This is a genomic window from Jannaschia pohangensis, assembly GCF_900113875.1.
GTDB classification, from domain to species: Bacteria; Pseudomonadota; Alphaproteobacteria; order Rhodobacterales; family Rhodobacteraceae; genus Jannaschia; species Jannaschia pohangensis.
Map to the genome: position 1 here is coordinate 305,382 of NZ_FORA01000004.1, position 16,783 is coordinate 322,164.

18 protein-coding genes and 1 tRNA gene are annotated in these 16,783 nt (G+C 61.9%); 6 read left to right on the forward strand and 13 right to left on the reverse strand.

Going from position 1 to position 16,783, the window contains the following annotated elements:
* The first annotated feature begins 2 nt into the window (after positions 1-2).
* Together BM002_RS15330 and BM002_RS15335 are read left to right on the forward strand one after the other, a co-directional pair.
* Positions 3-1,088: a DNA-methyltransferase gene (locus BM002_RS15330; protein ID WP_092783107.1), complete on the forward strand. Its 1,086-nt coding sequence runs from the start codon at positions 3-5 to the stop codon at positions 1,086-1,088.
* Between the two features lie 3 nt (positions 1,089-1,091).
* A complete protein-coding gene (locus BM002_RS15335) occupies positions 1,092-2,111 on the forward strand; it encodes an HNH endonuclease (RefSeq protein ID WP_092783110.1) in 1,020 nt (339 codons plus the stop codon).
* Between the two features lie 14 nt (positions 2,112-2,125).
* On the opposite strand, the gene BM002_RS15340 is transcribed toward BM002_RS15335, so the two are convergent.
* The 7 genes from BM002_RS15340 to BM002_RS15365 all read right to left on the reverse strand — a co-directional run bounded on the left by BM002_RS15340 (position 2,126) and on the right by BM002_RS15365 (position 8,621).
* Positions 2,126-3,100, reverse strand: a complete 975-nt coding sequence (locus tag BM002_RS15340; RefSeq protein ID WP_092783113.1) for an HNH endonuclease — start codon at positions 3,098-3,100, stop codon at positions 2,126-2,128.
* The gene (locus BM002_RS15345) at positions 3,101-3,334 is read right to left on the reverse strand and encodes a hypothetical protein (RefSeq protein ID WP_139212395.1); all 234 of its coding nucleotides are present in this window, start codon (positions 3,332-3,334) and stop codon (positions 3,101-3,103) included.
* Positions 3,335-3,520: 186 nt separating this feature from the next.
* Complete coding sequence (locus tag BM002_RS15350) at positions 3,521-4,090, reverse strand: recombinase family protein (protein ID WP_092783119.1); 570 nt, start codon at positions 4,088-4,090, stop codon at positions 3,521-3,523.
* A 143-nt stretch (positions 4,091-4,233) separates the two neighbouring features.
* Positions 4,234-4,479, reverse strand: coding sequence for a hypothetical protein (locus BM002_RS19355; RefSeq protein ID WP_175484927.1), 246 nt, complete (start codon positions 4,477-4,479; stop codon positions 4,234-4,236).
* 410 nt (positions 4,480-4,889) lie between these two features.
* A complete protein-coding gene (locus tag BM002_RS15355; RefSeq protein WP_175484928.1) occupies positions 4,890-6,890 on the reverse strand; it encodes an AAA family ATPase in 2,001 nt (666 codons plus the stop codon).
* 266 nt (positions 6,891-7,156) lie between these two features.
* The gene (locus BM002_RS15360; RefSeq protein ID WP_092783125.1) at positions 7,157-8,377 is read right to left on the reverse strand and encodes a tyrosine-type recombinase/integrase; all 1,221 of its coding nucleotides are present in this window, start codon (positions 8,375-8,377) and stop codon (positions 7,157-7,159) included.
* A 167-nt stretch (positions 8,378-8,544) separates the two neighbouring features.
* A tRNA-Ile gene (locus BM002_RS15365) sits at positions 8,545-8,621 on the reverse strand.
* 65 nt (positions 8,622-8,686) lie between these two features.
* On the opposite strand from BM002_RS15365, the gene BM002_RS15370 reads away from it, so the two are divergent.
* The 4 genes from BM002_RS15370 to rnd all read left to right on the forward strand — a co-directional run bounded on the left by BM002_RS15370 (position 8,687) and on the right by rnd (position 12,056).
* Complete coding sequence (locus BM002_RS15370) at positions 8,687-9,115, forward strand: ABZJ_00895 family protein (RefSeq protein ID WP_092783128.1); 429 nt, start codon at positions 8,687-8,689, stop codon at positions 9,113-9,115.
* A 71-nt stretch (positions 9,116-9,186) separates the two neighbouring features.
* Entirely contained in the window at positions 9,187-10,236 is a 1,050-nt protein-coding gene (purM, locus tag BM002_RS15375) for a phosphoribosylformylglycinamidine cyclo-ligase (protein ID WP_092783131.1), read from the forward strand.
* Positions 10,233-10,853, forward strand: a complete 621-nt coding sequence (purN, locus tag BM002_RS15380; RefSeq protein ID WP_092783134.1) for a phosphoribosylglycinamide formyltransferase — start codon at positions 10,233-10,235, stop codon at positions 10,851-10,853. The genes purM and purN overlap by 4 nt, the downstream gene beginning before the upstream one ends.
* Positions 10,854-10,898: 45 nt before the next feature.
* Positions 10,899-12,056, forward strand: coding sequence for a ribonuclease D (gene rnd / locus BM002_RS15385; RefSeq protein WP_092783136.1), 1,158 nt, complete (start codon positions 10,899-10,901; stop codon positions 12,054-12,056).
* A gap of 9 nt (positions 12,057-12,065) precedes the next feature.
* On the opposite strand, the gene BM002_RS15390 is transcribed toward rnd, so the two are convergent.
* The 6 genes from BM002_RS15390 to BM002_RS15415 all read right to left on the reverse strand — a co-directional run bounded on the left by BM002_RS15390 (position 12,066) and on the right by BM002_RS15415 (position 16,723).
* Complete coding sequence (locus BM002_RS15390) at positions 12,066-12,524, reverse strand: SH3 domain-containing protein (RefSeq protein ID WP_092783139.1); 459 nt, start codon at positions 12,522-12,524, stop codon at positions 12,066-12,068.
* Positions 12,525-12,632: 108 nt separating this feature from the next.
* Positions 12,633-13,730, reverse strand: coding sequence for an ABC transporter ATP-binding protein (locus BM002_RS15395; protein WP_245749285.1), 1,098 nt, complete (start codon positions 13,728-13,730; stop codon positions 12,633-12,635).
* Positions 13,727-14,524, reverse strand: a complete 798-nt coding sequence (locus BM002_RS15400; RefSeq protein WP_092783145.1) for an ABC transporter permease — start codon at positions 14,522-14,524, stop codon at positions 13,727-13,729. Before BM002_RS15400 ends, BM002_RS15395 begins: the two co-directional genes overlap by 4 nt.
* A 4-nt stretch (positions 14,525-14,528) precedes the next feature.
* Positions 14,529-15,383 carry an ABC transporter permease gene (locus BM002_RS15405; protein WP_245749286.1) on the reverse strand — a complete coding sequence of 285 codons (855 nt, stop codon included), beginning with the start codon at positions 15,381-15,383 and terminating at the stop codon, positions 14,529-14,531.
* A gap of 69 nt (positions 15,384-15,452) precedes the next feature.
* Positions 15,453-16,163 carry a hypothetical protein gene (locus BM002_RS15410; RefSeq protein WP_092783148.1) on the reverse strand — a complete coding sequence of 237 codons (711 nt, stop codon included), beginning with the start codon at positions 16,161-16,163 and terminating at the stop codon, positions 15,453-15,455.
* Positions 16,164-16,393: 230 nt separating this feature from the next.
* A complete protein-coding gene (locus tag BM002_RS15415) occupies positions 16,394-16,723 on the reverse strand; it encodes a hypothetical protein (RefSeq protein ID WP_092783150.1) in 330 nt (109 codons plus the stop codon).
* Between the last annotated feature and the right edge of the window lie 60 nt (positions 16,724-16,783).

Consider the following 16,783-nt stretch of genomic DNA (forward strand, 5'->3'; position numbering starts at 1 on the left):
ATATGACCAAGAACGAGTCTCTTGCGATCTATCACCAAACCCAATTGGGGCGCATTTATCATGCCAATAGCTTAGACGTGATGAAGCGCCGCAAGAAGGAGTCCGTTGACCTGATTATGACCAGTCCGCCTTTCGCTCTCACGCGCAAGAAGGATTACGGGAATGAACAGGAAGATGCCTATCTTGAGTGGTTTCGGGATTTTGCCGTCCAGTTTCATCGCATCCTCAAGGAAGACGGAAGCCTAGTGATCGACCTAGGCGGGGCGTGGAAACCAGGCATTCCGGTGCGCAGCCTTTACCACTTCAAACTATTGATTATGCTCTGCGAGGAATACGGTTTTCACCTCGCTCAAGAGTTCTATTGGTGGAATCCGTCAAAGCTTCCGACCCCTGCCGAATGGGTGAATGTGCGCCGCATTCGCGTTAAGGACGGAATCAACACGGTTTGGTGGCTTTCAAAGTCGCCTTGGCCCCGGGCAAGCAACCGCCGTGTGCTTCAGCCCTATAGCGAAAGCATGAAGACGCTCCTCACCAATGGTTACACAGCGAAGCTCCGGCCGTCTGGGCACGACATTAGCGAGAAGTTCGCAATCGACAACGGGGCCGCGATCCCGCCGAACCTAATCGCCATTCCGAATACCGAGAGCAACAGTAGCTATATGCGGTATTGCAAGGAAAAGGGGATAAAAGCGCATCCGGCGCGGTTCCCCTCTGCGTTGCCTGAATATTTTATTCGCATGGTTACCGATCCCGGTGACGTGGTGCTTGATCCCTTCGGCGGCAGTTGCATCACAGGGGAGGTTGCCGAACGTCTTGGGCGAAAGTGGGTATGCGCAGAGTTAGTTGCGGCATACCTGGAAGGGGCCAAGGGGCGGTTTGAGTGCCCCAGCGAGCCTCCCAAGCGTAAAGCTCAGAAGAATCAGGATGACGGCTATTATCGTGTTCCGCACCCGGGTTTGCTTTGGAATGGTGGCGACGAACGCGAGAGCGCCCCGCTGGCCGAGGACGGTGGCCGACAGCGACCGAAGCATATGCGCGACAAGGCCAAAGGCACCCAGAGCGTAACTATTATCCGGGCTGCCGAGTAGACGATGCCACCTCTCAGAAAGGCCGCCCTTTTTCGGGTTTTTGAGGACTCATTGCGCAAAAGCGGGCTCAGCTTTTTGCGCCCATCGGCGGATGGGGATCATCCGGCTGCCTATCAGATCATCCGGGATCAAACCTCATTTCGGGTTCGCGTTTATATCTGGAATTTGACCTTCGGGGGGCGTGTCACGCTCCCGGATGAATGGCGGATTCAAGTCACTGGGTTGCCTGAGATTAGTGGCGCTCAACGCTTCGTGCCCGAGTTTGGTGGAAGGACTGCGGTTCTCGGGTGGTGCGGCGAACTCGGGGTTTTCGCAGCCTATGACGTGAGCAAACACCTTGGGGCGCTTGGTGGTTCGCCTTCTATCCAAATTCGGCAGCCCGCTCTTGAATCCGCGCGGGTCAACGGGCTCGCGCCGCATTTCAAGGGCGAAGCGGAGGTGGCCTTTGCAGTCAAGCCTGCTTACATGGGCTTGTATCTGGACAATATGGACGAACTACACGCCTGCGGTTCTTCCGAGGAGGCATTGCAGCTTCTCGATGAACTCTGCGAAGACCCCGCAAGCGTTGACGATCAGGATATTGAAGACCAAGTGCCCGAGCCGCGCCGGTATGGCGTTGTGTCGACGATGAAGGCGCTTAGGGACGCGAATTTCAAAGACCGGGTTCTGACTGCCTATTCTCATTCCTGCGCGATGTGCGGGGTGCAACTTCGGCTCTTGGATGCCGCGCACATCCTCCCAGCCGCGCACCCCGACAGCACCGATGAAACGAGCAACGGCATTGCGCTTTGTGCCCTGCATCACCGGGCCTATGACCGTGGCTTGTTGACATTCGACTCCGGTTATCGAATTCATCGAAACGAGCCGATGGAAAGGGAACTTGTCGCTGCAAGTTTGGACGGTGGCTTGGCGGAATTCCGGGCGCGGCTGTTCCCCATGATCGAAGTGCCGCCCAATCGCGCTGATCGGCCGTCACCCGCTTTCGTGGATCAGGTCAACGCGCTTCGGGGCTGGGCACTATAGCCCAGCGTTCACCCCTATGAGTGCTGTTTTCGGAAGTTCTCGAAGTGGAAACCGAGGCTTTTGGGCGAGACTTTATCGGTGACGGTTTTGCCGCGAAGGCTCTGGTAATTCGGGGATGCGATCCGGTCTGAAACCTCGATAGCCATGGTCTCGGGGTTGATCGAAATTAGGTGCGCGTCAAAGAGCTTGTGAATGTCGCTACGCAACAGAAGGCCATTCTCGGGCATGTCCCGGTCGGCAAACCGCTCCGAATAGGGGATGATATGGGCGGCTTCCAGAACCGAAAGTTCGCTCGTCCCTGTGATCGCGCAGCGGTTCGGGCGCTTGCTCATGAGGGCCTGCCGGAACGCGCTCTGGTATCGCCGCAGGACCACTTGGCGCAAGACCGTGGCGTCTTCGATCTTCCCAAGGTTCAGGGGCTCGTGCGGGTCCGGGTTCTGGTTTTCATATTGCGCGATCTTGTGGGCCTTTTCCCGAACGGCGGACAGAAGCCTGTCCACGTCGCTATCGGAGATCGGCCAAATCCGGCTATGGCGGCTCGCTCCGACACCGGAAATGAACGTCCCGTCATCCTTGTGCGCTTCCAAGAGTTCTTTCCCAACAGGGCGCTCGAAGAACACAACGTCTAGCACCGGGGCGCGGCGATCCAGTTGCATGGGCCCGAACTCTACCACGGCCGTCAAGCCCCGCCCGCGCTCGTTGGTCTTCTGCTGCTCATGCAGCCACACGAGGCCCCGGAAGCCCTTGGTGAATATCTCGTCGGCATAGCTGTTTTCTTTGTGAAGCTCGGGCAGGGCAGCGTCCCGACCAATCCAGCTTTCGGCCGTGGCGCGAACGTCCGGCTCTCCGAATAGCTCGATTGCACTGGATTTGACGAAGAACTGAATGTCCTGCCGTCGGAACTCCTGCACCTTGCTCGCCCCGAGCTTCAATCGCTCCTGCGCGGCGGCGATCACGTCCGGGGTGAACCGCTCGGGGTATCTGAGCACCTAGGCTTCATAGCTCTGATCCGGGTCAATCTCCTCGAACCCGGCCGAGGCGTTCAAGACCCGGCTGGAAATCACCGAGACCGCCCCCAAGGCGTTGATGTCCCAGGGTTCATACCCGAGGCCCGCCCGCTGGCCTTGGCTGCGCTTGACCTCTTGCCAATGATCGTAGACCCGGGCGAGATCGTTTTCTAACGGATCGGCGCTGCCTCTTAGGGATTTCATCACTTCCGACATGCGGTCTCCTGCATCTTGGCTTTCGCAGCCATTTAGTTCGGAATTTCCCCGAATGCGTCGACGATCAAGTGGTGATCCTTCCAGAACACTTGTTTGAGAGTAAACTCTTTAAGGCAAACCTACTGCATTCGGGAGAGCATCGTGCATCATCCAAGAGCAGCACTGAGTGGCGGGTCTCAAAATGAGTCAGGACGCCTCTTGGAGGTAGCGATAGACACTGGATCGCGCCACGCCCAACGCCTTGGCAATCGCTGTGGGGGTTATGCCTCTGGCGCGCATGGCGTTCACCTTTTCCCCATCTATTGTCGCGGGCCTGCCTTTGAACGGGGAGTCCGGTCCTTTGGCCAAAGCTGCGTCTATGCCTTCCCGCTGGCGCGCCTTGCGGATTTCAGTTTCAAACTCGGCTACCGCTGACAGCATGGTAAAGAACATGCGCCCTTCCGGCGTCGTGGTATCAATCGCTTGTTCCAGCACCCGCAGTCCTACGCCTTTGGCGGTAAGCGTGTGGGCAATGTTGTGCAGGTCGCGGGTGGACCGCGCTAGCCGGTCTAAGCGGGTTACTACCAGCGTGTCATCCTTGCGAATGCCGCGCGTCAGCAGATCGTCCAGCGCCTGCCGCCCGTCCCGCTTGGTGCCGCTGACCTTCTCGCTGTAGAGGTGTTCCGCACTCACGCCCGCAGCGGTCAGCGCCGCAACCTGCACGTCCAGCTTTTGCCCGACGCTGCTAACTCGCGCGTATCCGATCAACTCGCCCACAGTATTATCCCCTTATGTCCGATTAGACTGTCCTGTAAATCGCTACCGTCCGGTAAGTGATTCTACAAGTCCAATCGGACACTTTCGAGAGACTTTCGCGTGTCCGCTCAGCGTATACTTAAACGGGACACGTCAGACTCGGTTCAGGCTAGGCAGTTGGGTGGATTTGCCGGTCGACGCATTTTACCTCGCGTGTTTTTCATGTAGATCGGGAGACTCTTTATTTCCGCCAGGTATTTTTCGTAATTCGACAGCGTTTGTTTGCTGTGGTGGTCCTCGGAGAAGTGAACCTCGGATACGAATAAGTCGCAGCGCGAACAGAACCAAAGATCAGGGGCACCTTCTTTTTGGTCTCCGTTCAGGTAGTAGCGTTCAGGTTGTTCGGTCATTTCAGTCGTTCCTTTGCGTTGATTGTGTGTGGCCCAACTTGGCTTCGGGTCCTTCTTGGGGTGGGGGTGCGCTGGGCGGGATCACCGACTCGCCCAATTCGCGTGATTTCAATTTAGTGACAGTTAGATTGGCCCCCTCATTCCAAATACTTTGCAAAGAGGGTCGGGCCGGGGTTCGGAGTCCCCGCGGGTGCCGCCCTTAGGGAAGGACCCATGATCGCTTGGGGGCGATGATCGCGGAAAACCGATGATCGGCTGCGCTGCATCCGCGCTTCTGATTGATTGTGCTTCATCTTCTAGTTCCATTGCTGAGCATGGCACCGAGACAAGGGACACCCTTAAGGGGTGTGTCCCTGTCCGTCTCGCCGGTGTGCCCTTTTGCCGGTTGAGACATGCGAGACATGTCCCGCTCATGTCTCAGTCCGTCCCGTTTCATCGTCATCTGACCGACCATCATCAAAGCCGTCGCGGATGGAATAGAAGCCATCATCGCCTGAAACCAATCCATCCCGTGCCAGCGTTTCGAGTGACCGATTGAACGCTTTTCGTCGGGTTGCCGGATCGTCATTCGCGCAAACCGCATCGGACGCCATGCAAGCGTTCTTCCAGTCGTCCCGGTTGACCGGCTGCGGCATGCCTTCCAGGATTTTCAGCGCAGCCGCAGCTTGCGGGGGAAGCCGCTTCACCTTGGCCGGAATGCCGGTAAGCGGGTTGCAGCGCGGATAGGTCAACGGGTCGCCATCATCGTCAAATCCGAAGTCATCAGTGGCGATGGTGAAAGCAAAGCCTCGATCACAGGTGCCGTTCCGGTTCTTGGTCAACCTGCCCCGAATGATCTTCTGTTCATCGTCGCGCTTCACATGCAGGGCAACATCAAGCGCCCCGTTCAACAGGCTATGCCCGCGCGGTGTGCCACCCTCTGCCTTTGTGTCGTGGTGGATCAGGACAACCGCTGCGCCCCAGCGGGTCAGCGCCCGCGCCACCGCCACAACCCGGCCCATCGCTTCCGCACTGTTCTCTTCCAGGCCGGGGAACGCCATTGCCAGCGTGTCAATAAAGATCAGCGCGGGGCGTTCCGCCTTCACCGCTTCTTTCAGCGCCAGATAGTCGGGCGAGTCCTTGATAAGCAGGTTCGACACGCCTTCCACCAGTTTGAAGGCTTGTGCGCTGCCATGCGCCTTCCGCAGCGCCTTCACGCGCCCGCGCATTCCGTGGGAATCTTCGGACGCCACATAGAACACCCCGCCCGCTTTGGTGCGTATCCCGAAGGCTCCATTGCCCTGAGCCAGCATGTAGCCAAGGAAGGGCGCGATGAGCGATTTACCCGCGCCTGGCGCGCCGAAGATGCAAGCAACGTCCTTTTCAGCCAGCAAGCCCTTAATGAGGTATTTCCGCGCCGGGGACGCTTCGCATTCGTCTGGGGTCAGGAAGGTCAGCGTCGACGGTTTCGGTTTTTCGGGTTCAGGTAGTGCAGGCAGATCGTCAAAATCGGAATCTTGGATAAACGGGCCGTGCTCATAGCCATAATCCATTGCGATTTTGAACAGCGTCCCGATGCCGATTCCGCCATGCCGGAACGATTTCCAAGTTCTGCGCTGGCTGCGTTCATCGAATTTCAGCGACAGGCGCGACCAATGCGACCAGATGTCATAGCCTTCATCGCTGCCATTGAATTCCGCATGAAGGGCCATGCCGATATTCAGCCATTGGTCGCGGTCGTCCGCATCCTTGACCAGCGCCAAAGCGCGCCGCACTTCCGCCCGGTCTGCCGGGTCCCGGAACAGGTCTGACAGATCGGTGGTCAACTTCACCGGCTTGGGTGCCGGGCCGATAGAGGGAAGGCCGGGCACGCGGTCCAGCGTCTGCCCTTCCACAAGGAACGACTCTACCGGGTTCGATGTCACGCTGCCAAAGTAGAAGGATTGCGACGGGGTGAAGGATTCAGCCGCAAGGATGCCGCCCAGCGCCCCGTTGAGCCGGGCACAGAGGGCTGCCCGCTCAGCCGGTGCAACTTCCGTCGCCAGAGGCAGTAGGACGCGGAACCGGGGCACTTCTGCGGTATGGCTAGGCGTGGTGTAGACCAGCGCGGCAATGCCAGCCCGGTCGAGCCGGTCAGCGGCTTCCTGCGGTGACACCTCGCCCGCGTCATAGTCGCCTTCCACCCCTGACACGCTCAAGAGGTTCGCATCGTGGCGTAGGCTGCCCTTTTCGGTTCGCACATCCCCGAAGGTGCCCAGCTTCACAAGGGGCAGGTCGGATTTTGCGGGGGCGGTTGTGGCAGTCAACCGGGCGTGAATCTGCCGAAGGGAAAGCCGCGCCGGTTCGATCCGCTGCGCTTTCACATCAGCGAACATAGAAACCGCTAAAGGCACATCGCAGCCTTGATCGTTCAACCCGAACAGATCGTGCAAGCTAATTGAGGAGAGTGCTTTGGGTTTTGCAAATCCGAGTAAATTACTCAGATTTGTTGCGCTACTCTCTTGAAAAAAGCCGGAGTCATCGCTATCTCTATCCATATAAATAAACCTTAAAGGTCATCGGGTTGCACCCCGGTGGCCTTTTCCTTTTGCGCACCATGCGAAAAATGAATTGGGCCACGGCCTCAACATGGTTGCGACCTAAAATCCAGTCAAGGCGTTGAAAATAAAAAATAAAGTTTCACATTCAATGTGAAAGTCTATGACAGCAGATCAGTCAAGTCAGTGTCTGACTTTCTCCTCACCGGCTGGCCTTTTGGCTTTCTCTTTTCGTGCTGTTCCATCAGGTCGGAATACCAAACCATCATCTTCCGCCGCTCTTCCAAATACAGTGCTGCGTTGTATGCACTGCGAACCTCATTGGCGGGGACGTGGGCAAGCTGTCTCTCGATTGCGTCCGCGCGCCACAAGCCAGACTCGTTGAGGATGGTCGACGCGGTGCTGCGAAAGCCGTGAACCGATGCGCGGCTGTGATAGCCCAAACGATACAGGCCATAGATTAGCGTATTCTCGGATATGGGTTTGTGATCGGACTGGCCGGGCAGGATGAAAGGGGAGGTGCCTGCCAAGTCTTTCAGTTCTGCGAACATGGCCCGGACCTGCGGAGACAAGGGAACGATGTGTTCCTTCCGCATCTTCATCTTGCTTGCTTCGATGCGCCATGTGTCGCCGTCGATTTCATTCCATGTGGCCAGGCGCAATTCGGACGTTCGCACAAATGTATGCGCTATGATCTTCAAGCCCAGCGCGGTTGCGCGGTCCCCGCTGTAGGTGGCGAGTGCTGCAAAGAAGTCGTGCAGTTGATCTTCCTTGAGGGATGCGCGGTGCTTCTGACGCGGGGCCGACTTCATCGCACCGGCAAGCGGCGCGGCGGGGTCAGAAGTCGCCCATCCATTTGCCACGGCATACTTGAACACGGCGCTCATGGTCTGTCGGATGCGCTTTGCCATCTCCAAAGCGTTCCGGTCCTCAACCTCACGCAATAGCGCCAGCACCTCGGCAGGGGTGACCGCTGCCACGTCCTTGTGGCCGATCCTTGGGAACACGTCCCCGTCTAGCCGTGCCCAGAGGCGCGCCGCGTAGCCGCTGACCCATTGCGCTTCGCGGGCGCGATACCATTCGCGGGCGGCTTCCTTGAAAGTCTTCACGGGCGTTGCGGTTTCGCCGTCCTTCAAGGCGGGATCAGCCCCGGCTGCCAGTTTGTCCTTGAGTTCGGCGGCCCTGAGACGAGCAGTTGCAAGCGACACATCGGGGTATGATCCGAATGCGGCGGTGCGCTGTTTGGCCTGAAATCGATAGTTCATGCGCCAGAGTTTCGATCCGGCTGGCGTGACTTGCAGGAATAGCCCGCGTCCGTCCGATAGCTTCTGGACCTTTTGGGCAGGCTTAGCCGCGCGGCATTGGGCATCGGTGAGGGGCATCCAGGCGACTCTGATTTGTTGGTATCGCCGCCATCATACCAACAAATGATACCAACAAAAGCTGAGACGTATGGAGACGCACTGAGACGTATGAACAGGCGAAATGACGGTAACCTACTGTTTTGAAGTAGATTACCGTCAATCTGAGACGCATTGAGATGAATTTTTGGTAGGCCCGGCAGGACTTGAACCCGCAACCAAAGCGTTATGAGCGCTCTGCTCTAACCAATTGAGCTACAGGCCCCCGTCCGCTAGGGCGTAGCAGACAGGGACGGACGGTCAAGAAGAACGGGCAGGAGAGGGGTCGAAATGCAGGAAATCCAACCATGGATCGGGCGCTATGCGCTGACCCTTGTCCTGACCTGGGGCGGATTGATGGTGGTGGGCGTCCTGTTGTCGCGGTTTGCCGGGATCAGTCTGCCGGGCGGGGCCGTGGCCATCCTGCCGCCGATCGCGGCGGCGATGGTCACCGGGCAGGCCTGGGCGCGCCAGACCGGCGCGCTGCCGCCCAATGGACCCGCCTGGAAATTGGCCTGCGTCGGCGCGCTCCTCTATTTCATGATGCAGATCGTGGTCGCGGGCGGAGCCTTCGCTTCGCTGTCGCGGGTGACCGAGGGCGTGGTGACGCCTGACCGGCTGTTCATCACCTTCGGGTTGCTCGCCGTCCTCTGCGTCGTCTCGGCGGGGGTCGGACGCCTGTTCCTGACGTTCGGGGCAAAGTCGGCGCTGAAGGCCTGAGGTCGCATACCCCGGATTGCAGCGCATCCGGCGGCCTGCTAGGGCGCGGGCCAAGTCACACGGGAGACGCCATGACAGATGCCAAGAACGGTTTGACCTATGCCCAAGCGGGTGTGGACATCGATGCGGGCAATGCGCTGGTCGACCGGATCAAGCCTGCGGCCCGCGCGACCGAACGGCCCGGCACCATGTCCGGTCTGGGCGGCTTCGGTGCGCTCTTCGATCTGAAGGCCGCGGGCTATTCCGACCCGGTTCTGGTGGCGGCGACCGACGGGGTGGGCACCAAGCTGCGCCTGGCCATCGACACGGGGCAACTGGATACCGTGGGCGTCGACCTTGTGGCGATGTGCGTCAATGACCTGGTCTGTCAGGGGGCAGAGCCGCTGTTCTTTCTGGACTACTTTGCCACCGGCAAGCTGGTCACCGACGAGGCCGCGCAGATCATTGAAGGTATTGCGGTCGGCTGTCGCGCGAGCGGCACGGCTCTGATCGGCGGCGAGACGGCGGAAATGCCGGGCATGTATCATGCGGGCGATTTCGACCTGGCCGGATTTGCCGTGGGCGCGATGGAACGGGGCCACGACCTGCCCCGCAACGTGGCCGAGGGCGATGTCCTTCTGGGGCTGGCGTCCGATGGCGTGCATTCCAACGGCTTCTCGCTAGTGCGGCGGGTGGCGGAGCACGCGGGCCTGACCTGGGATGATGCCGCCCCCTTTGCGGACGCCACGCTTGGCGCGGCGCTGCTGACGCCGACGCGGCTTTATGTGCTGTCGGTTCTGGCTGCGGTGCGGGCGGGCGGGGTGCACGCGCTGGCCCATATCACCGGTGGCGGCCTGACCGAGAACCTGCCCCGCGTCCTGCCCGAAGGGTTGGGCGCACAGATCGACCTGACCGCCTGGCAACCGAACCCGGTGTTCGGCTGGCTGGCCCGGGCCGGGGGCGTGGCCGAAGGCGAGATGCTCAAGACCTTCAACTGCGGCATCGGCATGGTCCTCGTCTGCGCGCCCGACCGGGCCGAAGCCCTGACCGCGCTCCTGACCGACGCGGGCGAGACGGTGTCGCGCCTTGGCACCGTGACCCCGGGTGCGGGCGTGCGCTATTCCGGAGCCATCAGCTGGTGAGCGAGACGCGCAAGCGGGTCGCCATCCTGATCTCGGGGGGCGGGTCGAACATGCTCCGCCTGGTCGAGGATATGACCGACGCAGATCATCCCGCCGTGCCGGTTCTGGTCCTGTCGAACGATGCGAACGCGGCTGGCCTGGCGCGCGCGGCGAGTTTGGGTATCCCGACCGCGGTGGTCGATCATCGCGCCTTTGCCGACCGTCCGGCCTTCGAGGCGGGCTTGCAGGCGCAGTTGCAGCAGGCCGCTCCCGACATCGTGGCGCTGGCCGGGTTCATGCGTATCCTGACCGCGCCATTTACCGAGCAGTGGGCCGGTCGGATGCTCAACATCCATCCCTCGCTTCTGCCCAAGTATCGCGGGCTGCACACACATGCCCGCGCGCTCGAGGCGGGCGATGACGAGGCCGGGTGTTCCGTCCACGAAGTCACCGCCGATCTGGACGGTGGCCCGATCCTGGGTCAGGCCCGGGTGCCCATCTTGCCGGACGACACCGCCGATACGCTGGCCGCCCGTGTGCTGGTGCAGGAGCATCGCCTCTATCCGGCTGTCCTGCGCCGGTTTGCGTGTGGCGACCGCCGTCGGCTTGACCTTTCCCCGGACGGGAATTTGTCCTAGACCGGGACGAAATCTGAAAGGCTTCGTCAAATTTCTGCCCCTCACATCACAACGCTGACAACGACCGACGCTTTGGCCGCATTCTGCGCCGAGGCCGCCAAGGCACCCTATGTCACCGTGGACACCGAGTTCCTGCGGGAACGGACCTACTACTCCAAGCTCTGCCTGATCCAGCTGGCCTTTCCGGGCGACGGCAAGACCGATGCGGTGCTGGTCGATCCGCTTGCCGATGGTCTGTCGCTGGCGCCGCTGTACGACCTGTTTCGCGACGAAGGGGTGGTGAAGGTCTTTCACGCGGCCCGTCAGGACCTGGAGATTTTCGCGATCGAGGGTGAGGTCATTCCGGCACCCCTGTTCGACACGCAGGTGGCCGCGATGGTCTGCGGCTTCGGCGAACAGGTCGGCTATGAAACCTTGGCCCGCCGCGTCGCCAAGGCGCAGATCGACAAGTCGAGCCGCTTCACCGACTGGTCGCGCCGCCCGCTGTCGGATGCACAGAAGAGCTATGCCCTTGCCGATGTGACGCATCTGCGGGTGATTTATGAGCATCTTTCTGCGGAACTGGCCAAGACCGGCCGGACCCCCTGGGTCGAAGAGGAAATGGCCGTCCTGCGCGATTTCGGCACCTACCGGGTCGAGCCGCGCGAGGCCTACCTGCGCCTCAAGATGCGCAACCCGTCGCCCCGGTTTCTGGCCATTGCGCGGGAACTGGCAGCCTTCCGCGAATCCCACGCACAGGAATGCAACATTCCCCGCACCCGGATCTTCAAGGACGATGCGCTGATCGAGCTGGTCTCGCTCAAGCCCAAGGACCTGACCGAGCTGTCGAAGGCGCGCCTTCTTTTGCGCGAAGGGCGACGCGGTGCGGTGGCCGATGGGATCCTCGCCGCCGTGGCCAGGGGGCTGGAGATGCCGCGCGAAGACCTGCCCGAGCCGCCGAACCAGAAGTCGCGCGACCAGATCAACGGGGCGCTTGCCGACCTGTTGCGCGTGCTGCTCAAGGCCAAGGCGGAACAGGCGGGCGTGGCGTCCAAGCTGATCGCGACGGCCTCCGACCTTGATGATATCGCCGCCGGGTCGCGGGACGGCGACTGGGCGCATGGCTGGCGCCTTGAGGTTTTCGGGGCCGATGCGCTGCGCCTGTGCGAAGGTCAGATCGCGCTCGCCTGCAAGGGGCAGACGGTCAAGATCATCTCGCTCTGACGCGCGATCTCAGGGCGAGATGTAGCCCGAGTGCGCCCAACCGACCGCGCCCGACACGTGGCGGACCTGCACCCAGTTTCCCGAGGTGGCCAGCGGCGTGAGCCGGTCGCCCGGATACATCCGCCGCAGGATCGGATGCCCGACTCCCGGCCCGGCGCGCAGGTTCAGGTATCCGTCATTGGTCTGGTCGACGAACAACGCCTTGGGGATTGCCGGTCCCCGCTCCAGGAAATCGCCCGCGACCCAGCCTTCCTGTCCCGACGACACGCGGACCCGGTACCAGCGTCCCACGGTTTCCAGCACCGCGACAGAATCGCCAGGCGACAGGCGGCGCAGGATGTCGAACCGCGTCCCCGGACCGGAGCGCAGGTTGAGGTAGCCGTCATCATTCTGCGAGACAAAAAGCGTCTGTGCCATCGCCCCGAGCGGCGAAAGCAGCAGGACGAGCAGGAGGGTTGCAAGGCGCATCGCGGTCTCCGGGTGTCGAATTGCGGTGTCCCAGTGGTGACCTGTCTGGCCGGTCGGATCAACCCTTGGGGGCGGGCCGCAGGAAGATACCCGAAGGAAAGCGCCGCTTCAGCCGCCGGGGCGGAACAGCGTCACCGCACCCGGCGACCAGGCGAGCCGGGCCCGGGTTCCGATTTCGAGAACCGGGCGGCCGAAGACATTGCGCATGGAGATTCGGACCGGCTGTTCGCAGCCTTCCAAGGTGACGTCGTAATAGGTCATGTCGCCGAAATAGACGACTTCGCTCACCGTCCCCTCGGCCACGCGGTCCGATGTCGTCTGGCCCTCGAAGAGCAGGGTCGCGGTCTCGGGGCGAAATCCGGCCACGGTGTCGCCCTTGGTGGTCGCCGTCGATTGCAGCTCCGACAGGGCCATGTCGCCCAGACCCGCGACGGTGACCCGGTCACCCGACACGCTGGCGGGCAGGAAGTTCATGGTGCCGATGAATTCGGCCACCCGCCGGTCGATGGGGCGACGATAGAGCGCCTCGGCCTCGGCCAGCTGCGCGATCTCGCCCTCGAACATCACGGCGATGCGGTCGGACATGACCAGCGCCTCTTCCTGATCGTGGGTGACCAGAATGAAGGTGATGCCGACCTGTCGTTGCAGGCGGATCAATTCAACCTGCATCTGTTCGCGCATCTTCTTGTCGAGCGCGCTGAGCGGCTCATCCAGCAGCAGCACCTTGGGCCGCAGGACAAGGGCGCGGGCCAGGGCCACGCGCTGCCGTTGGCCGCCCGAAAGAGCGTTGGCGCCCCGGCTGCCGTAACCGTCGAGGCCGACCATATCCAGCGCATCCTCGACCATGGTCTGGCGGGCGGCGGCGTTCAGGTCGCTGCGTTTGCGCAGACCGAAGCCCACGTTCTGCGCCACGCTGAGATGGGGGAAGATGGCATAGGACTGGAATACCATGTTGGTGGGCCGCTTGTTCGGCGGCACCCGGGTCATGTCCTGGCCGCCCAGGGTCACCGTCCCCTCGCTCACCCCCTCGAAGCCCGCGATGGTGCGCAGCAGGGTTGTCTTGCCGCAGCCCGAGGGCCCCAGAAGCGAGAAGAATTCGCCCGGCCTGATGTCCAGGTCGATGCCGCGCAGGGCATGGTATTCGCCGTAGTACTTCTGGATGCCGCGCAGGCGGATCAGCGGTTCGGTCTCGGGTGCGAGGCTCACAGGAACCCTCCGGTATCTTTGGCGCCGACCCGTCGCAGGCCTCGGCGGCGGTTCCATTCGGCCAATGTCAGGATCAGGATCGAGATGACCACCATGATGGTGCCAAGCGCCATGATGACCGGCAGCAATTTCGGAAACCGCAGCGTCGACCAGATGTAGACCGGCAGCGTGACATCCGACCCGGTCAGGAAGAACGCGATGATGAATTCATCCAGCGAGATGGTGAACGAGATCAGCAGCGCCGCCACGATTCCCGGCATGACAAGGGGCAGGGTCACAAGGCGGAAGGTCGACAGCCGCGTCTCGCCCAGGTCGATGGACGCCTCTTCCAGCGCGGGATCGAGGGCCTGAAAGCTGGCGTTCAGGATGGCGATGGCGAAGGGCGTGCAGATCAGGACATGGGCCGCGATCAGCGACCAAAGCGACAGCGGCCAGTCGAAGAACCGCACGATCACCACCAGAAGCGACGTCGCCACGATGATCTCGGGCAGCACCAGCGGCACCATGATCAGGCCCATGGCCGCTGTCTTGCCCGGAAAGCGGTAGCGCACGTTGGCCCGCGCCGCCGCCAGACCCAGAAGGACCGACAGGATCGACGCCAGCACCCCGACGAACAGCGAGTTCAGAAGGGCGGCGTGCAGTTCCGTCTGCTGACCCAGTTGCGCGAACCAGTCGGTCGTGAACCCGTCGAGCGGGAAGGCGATGACCGACCCGGAGTTGAACGCAAAGATCGGGAGCAGCGCGATCGGCGCATAGAGGAAGATCAGGAAGGCGATGACATAGGTGCGCAGCATGACGTCAGGTTCCTCGCGACAGGCGGCGCGCCAGCCAGACGGTGCCAAGCGCGATCACGGTCACGATCAGCATCGCCACCACCGACAAGGCTGCGCCAAGGGGCGCGTTGTTCAGGTCGCGGAACTGTGCCTGGATGACGTTGGCGATCATCATGCCGTTCGGCCCGCCGACCTGAGCGGGCGTGACATAGTCGCCGACGGTCGGAATGAAGACGATCAGCAGGGCCGCCACCACACCCGGCGCGGCCAGCGGTAGGGTGACGCGAAAGAAGGTGGTGAAGGCATTTTCGCCAAGGTCGCGCGATGCCTCCAGCAGGCTGCGGTCGATCTTTTCGAGGGCCACGAAGATCGGCAGGATGGCAAAGGGCGCGAAGGCGTGGCTGAGCGTCAGGACCACCGAATTGGCATTGTACAGCAGCCAGGTCAGCGGCTCGTCCCGCAGGCCAAGGCCGGTCAGGGCGGAATTGACCACCCCGTTATAGCCGAGCATCACCTTCCACAGGAAGATGCGGAGCAGGTAACTGGTCCAGAACGGGATGGTGATAAGGAACAGCCAGAGCGACTTGCGGTCCGGCCGCACCCGGAAGCTGACGTAATAGGCCACCGGAAACGCCAGAAGCACGGTGATGACGGTGACCGACCCCGACACGACAAGGCTGCGCCCCATGATCGCGCGATAGAACGGATCGCTCAGCGCCTCGGCATAGTTCTTGAGGCTGAGCGTGCGGTTGATGGTCAGGTAATCCTGGGTCCAGAAACTGAACAGGACGATGGCCAGCATAGGCCCCGCAAGCAATGCCAGCGCATAGGCCAGCGGCGGGGCAATCAGCGTCAGTCCGCGTTTGCTGTCTTGATTCAAATGCGCCCCCGGTTCCTGCGGATAGAATTGCGCGACTGTCGCGCCGGGGGCAAGGGCCGTGATGCGATCTCAGGGACAGGGCATCCAGGTAATCTTGCCCGCCGGGCGGATGATGGTCAGGCTGGTGTCGTCGCGGAACAGGATCATGTCCTCGGAGAAGGCCTCGCCCTCTCCACTGCATTCGGCGCGGGTCAGCACGGCACCCGTCGCGCCCACGGGACTGGGGCTGCCCAGGGTGCACACCGATTCGACAGCCATCAACTTGTCGCCCTCGACGGCCATGGCCCCGCCGTCCATCCCGATCTGGTCTGCGCGGCAGGACCAGGATGAGCTGAGCCGGTAAAGCCCTTGCAGCCGGGCCAGGGACGCGGGCGACGTGGCGGCGGGTGCCGGTTGCGCGGGGAGGGTCGACTCGGGTGCGCCCGACGTCTGCGCGCCGACGCCCGCGTCCCAACAGAAGAGTCGCGCCGATTCCGTGTTGCGCAGGCAGCTGCCGCCGACATTCACGGGGCGGCTGCTGATTGTCTGGGCGGGTTTGCCGTTGATCCGCGTTCCGGCCGCCATGTCCGGCGTCGCGGATGACACCACGGTCAGCGACCCTGACGGCCAGCGGAAATAGAGGTCGCATCCCTCGGGGCCACAAAGGTCGGGAAGTCGTTCGCAGGTGGCGAAGTCCGTCACCTCTCCGTTCGGGGCGACGACAGCACAGGCACCGATCTCAGGGGCTGTGCCCTGGGCTGCGACTGGATTGGCGTGGAAGACCATGGCCGCAAAAAACACGGCAAAACAACTTGAAACCCGGGTCAAAACTGACCTCCAATTATTCCCCCAAGAATGGTTAGACCATAGCAACGGTCTTCCATCTGGCAACGGATTTTCTGCTCTTGTGCTGGACGTGGGCGTCACGCGGGCGGCGATCCGCTTTCCGGTACGCCGTCGAGTTCGTGCCGGGCCCGCGCGATCCGGGGCGAAAATCGAAGGCTGCGGTCCGCAGCTTTCCGAAGGGCCTATCAGGAGACGCCGCGCCCCATCGGCGGATCACGCCGCAATGTCGGCACGGCGCGCAACCCGGCCGTGGCGGGGGCGACGGTCGCCCCGCTTTCCATCAACCTGCGAACAGCAGCCGTATCGCGGGCGGTCGAGACCTGTGCGCTCGCCCCGATGGTCAGCCCGACGACCAGAAGGCCGCCGATGGCCAAGCCTCCGCCGGTGCCCATCAGGACCGGATCCCAGTCGTAGAGCAGAAGCCCGCGTCCGGCGATCCAGCCGCCGAAGAACAGCACGCCCCAACCGCAGCAGGCGACAAGGAAGAGGGTGATGCGGGAGAAGGGGGCGAACATGACGAGGATTAGGGCGATCTTCCCCCCAAGTGGCAAGGCGCGTGGCCTTTGGGGCCATGG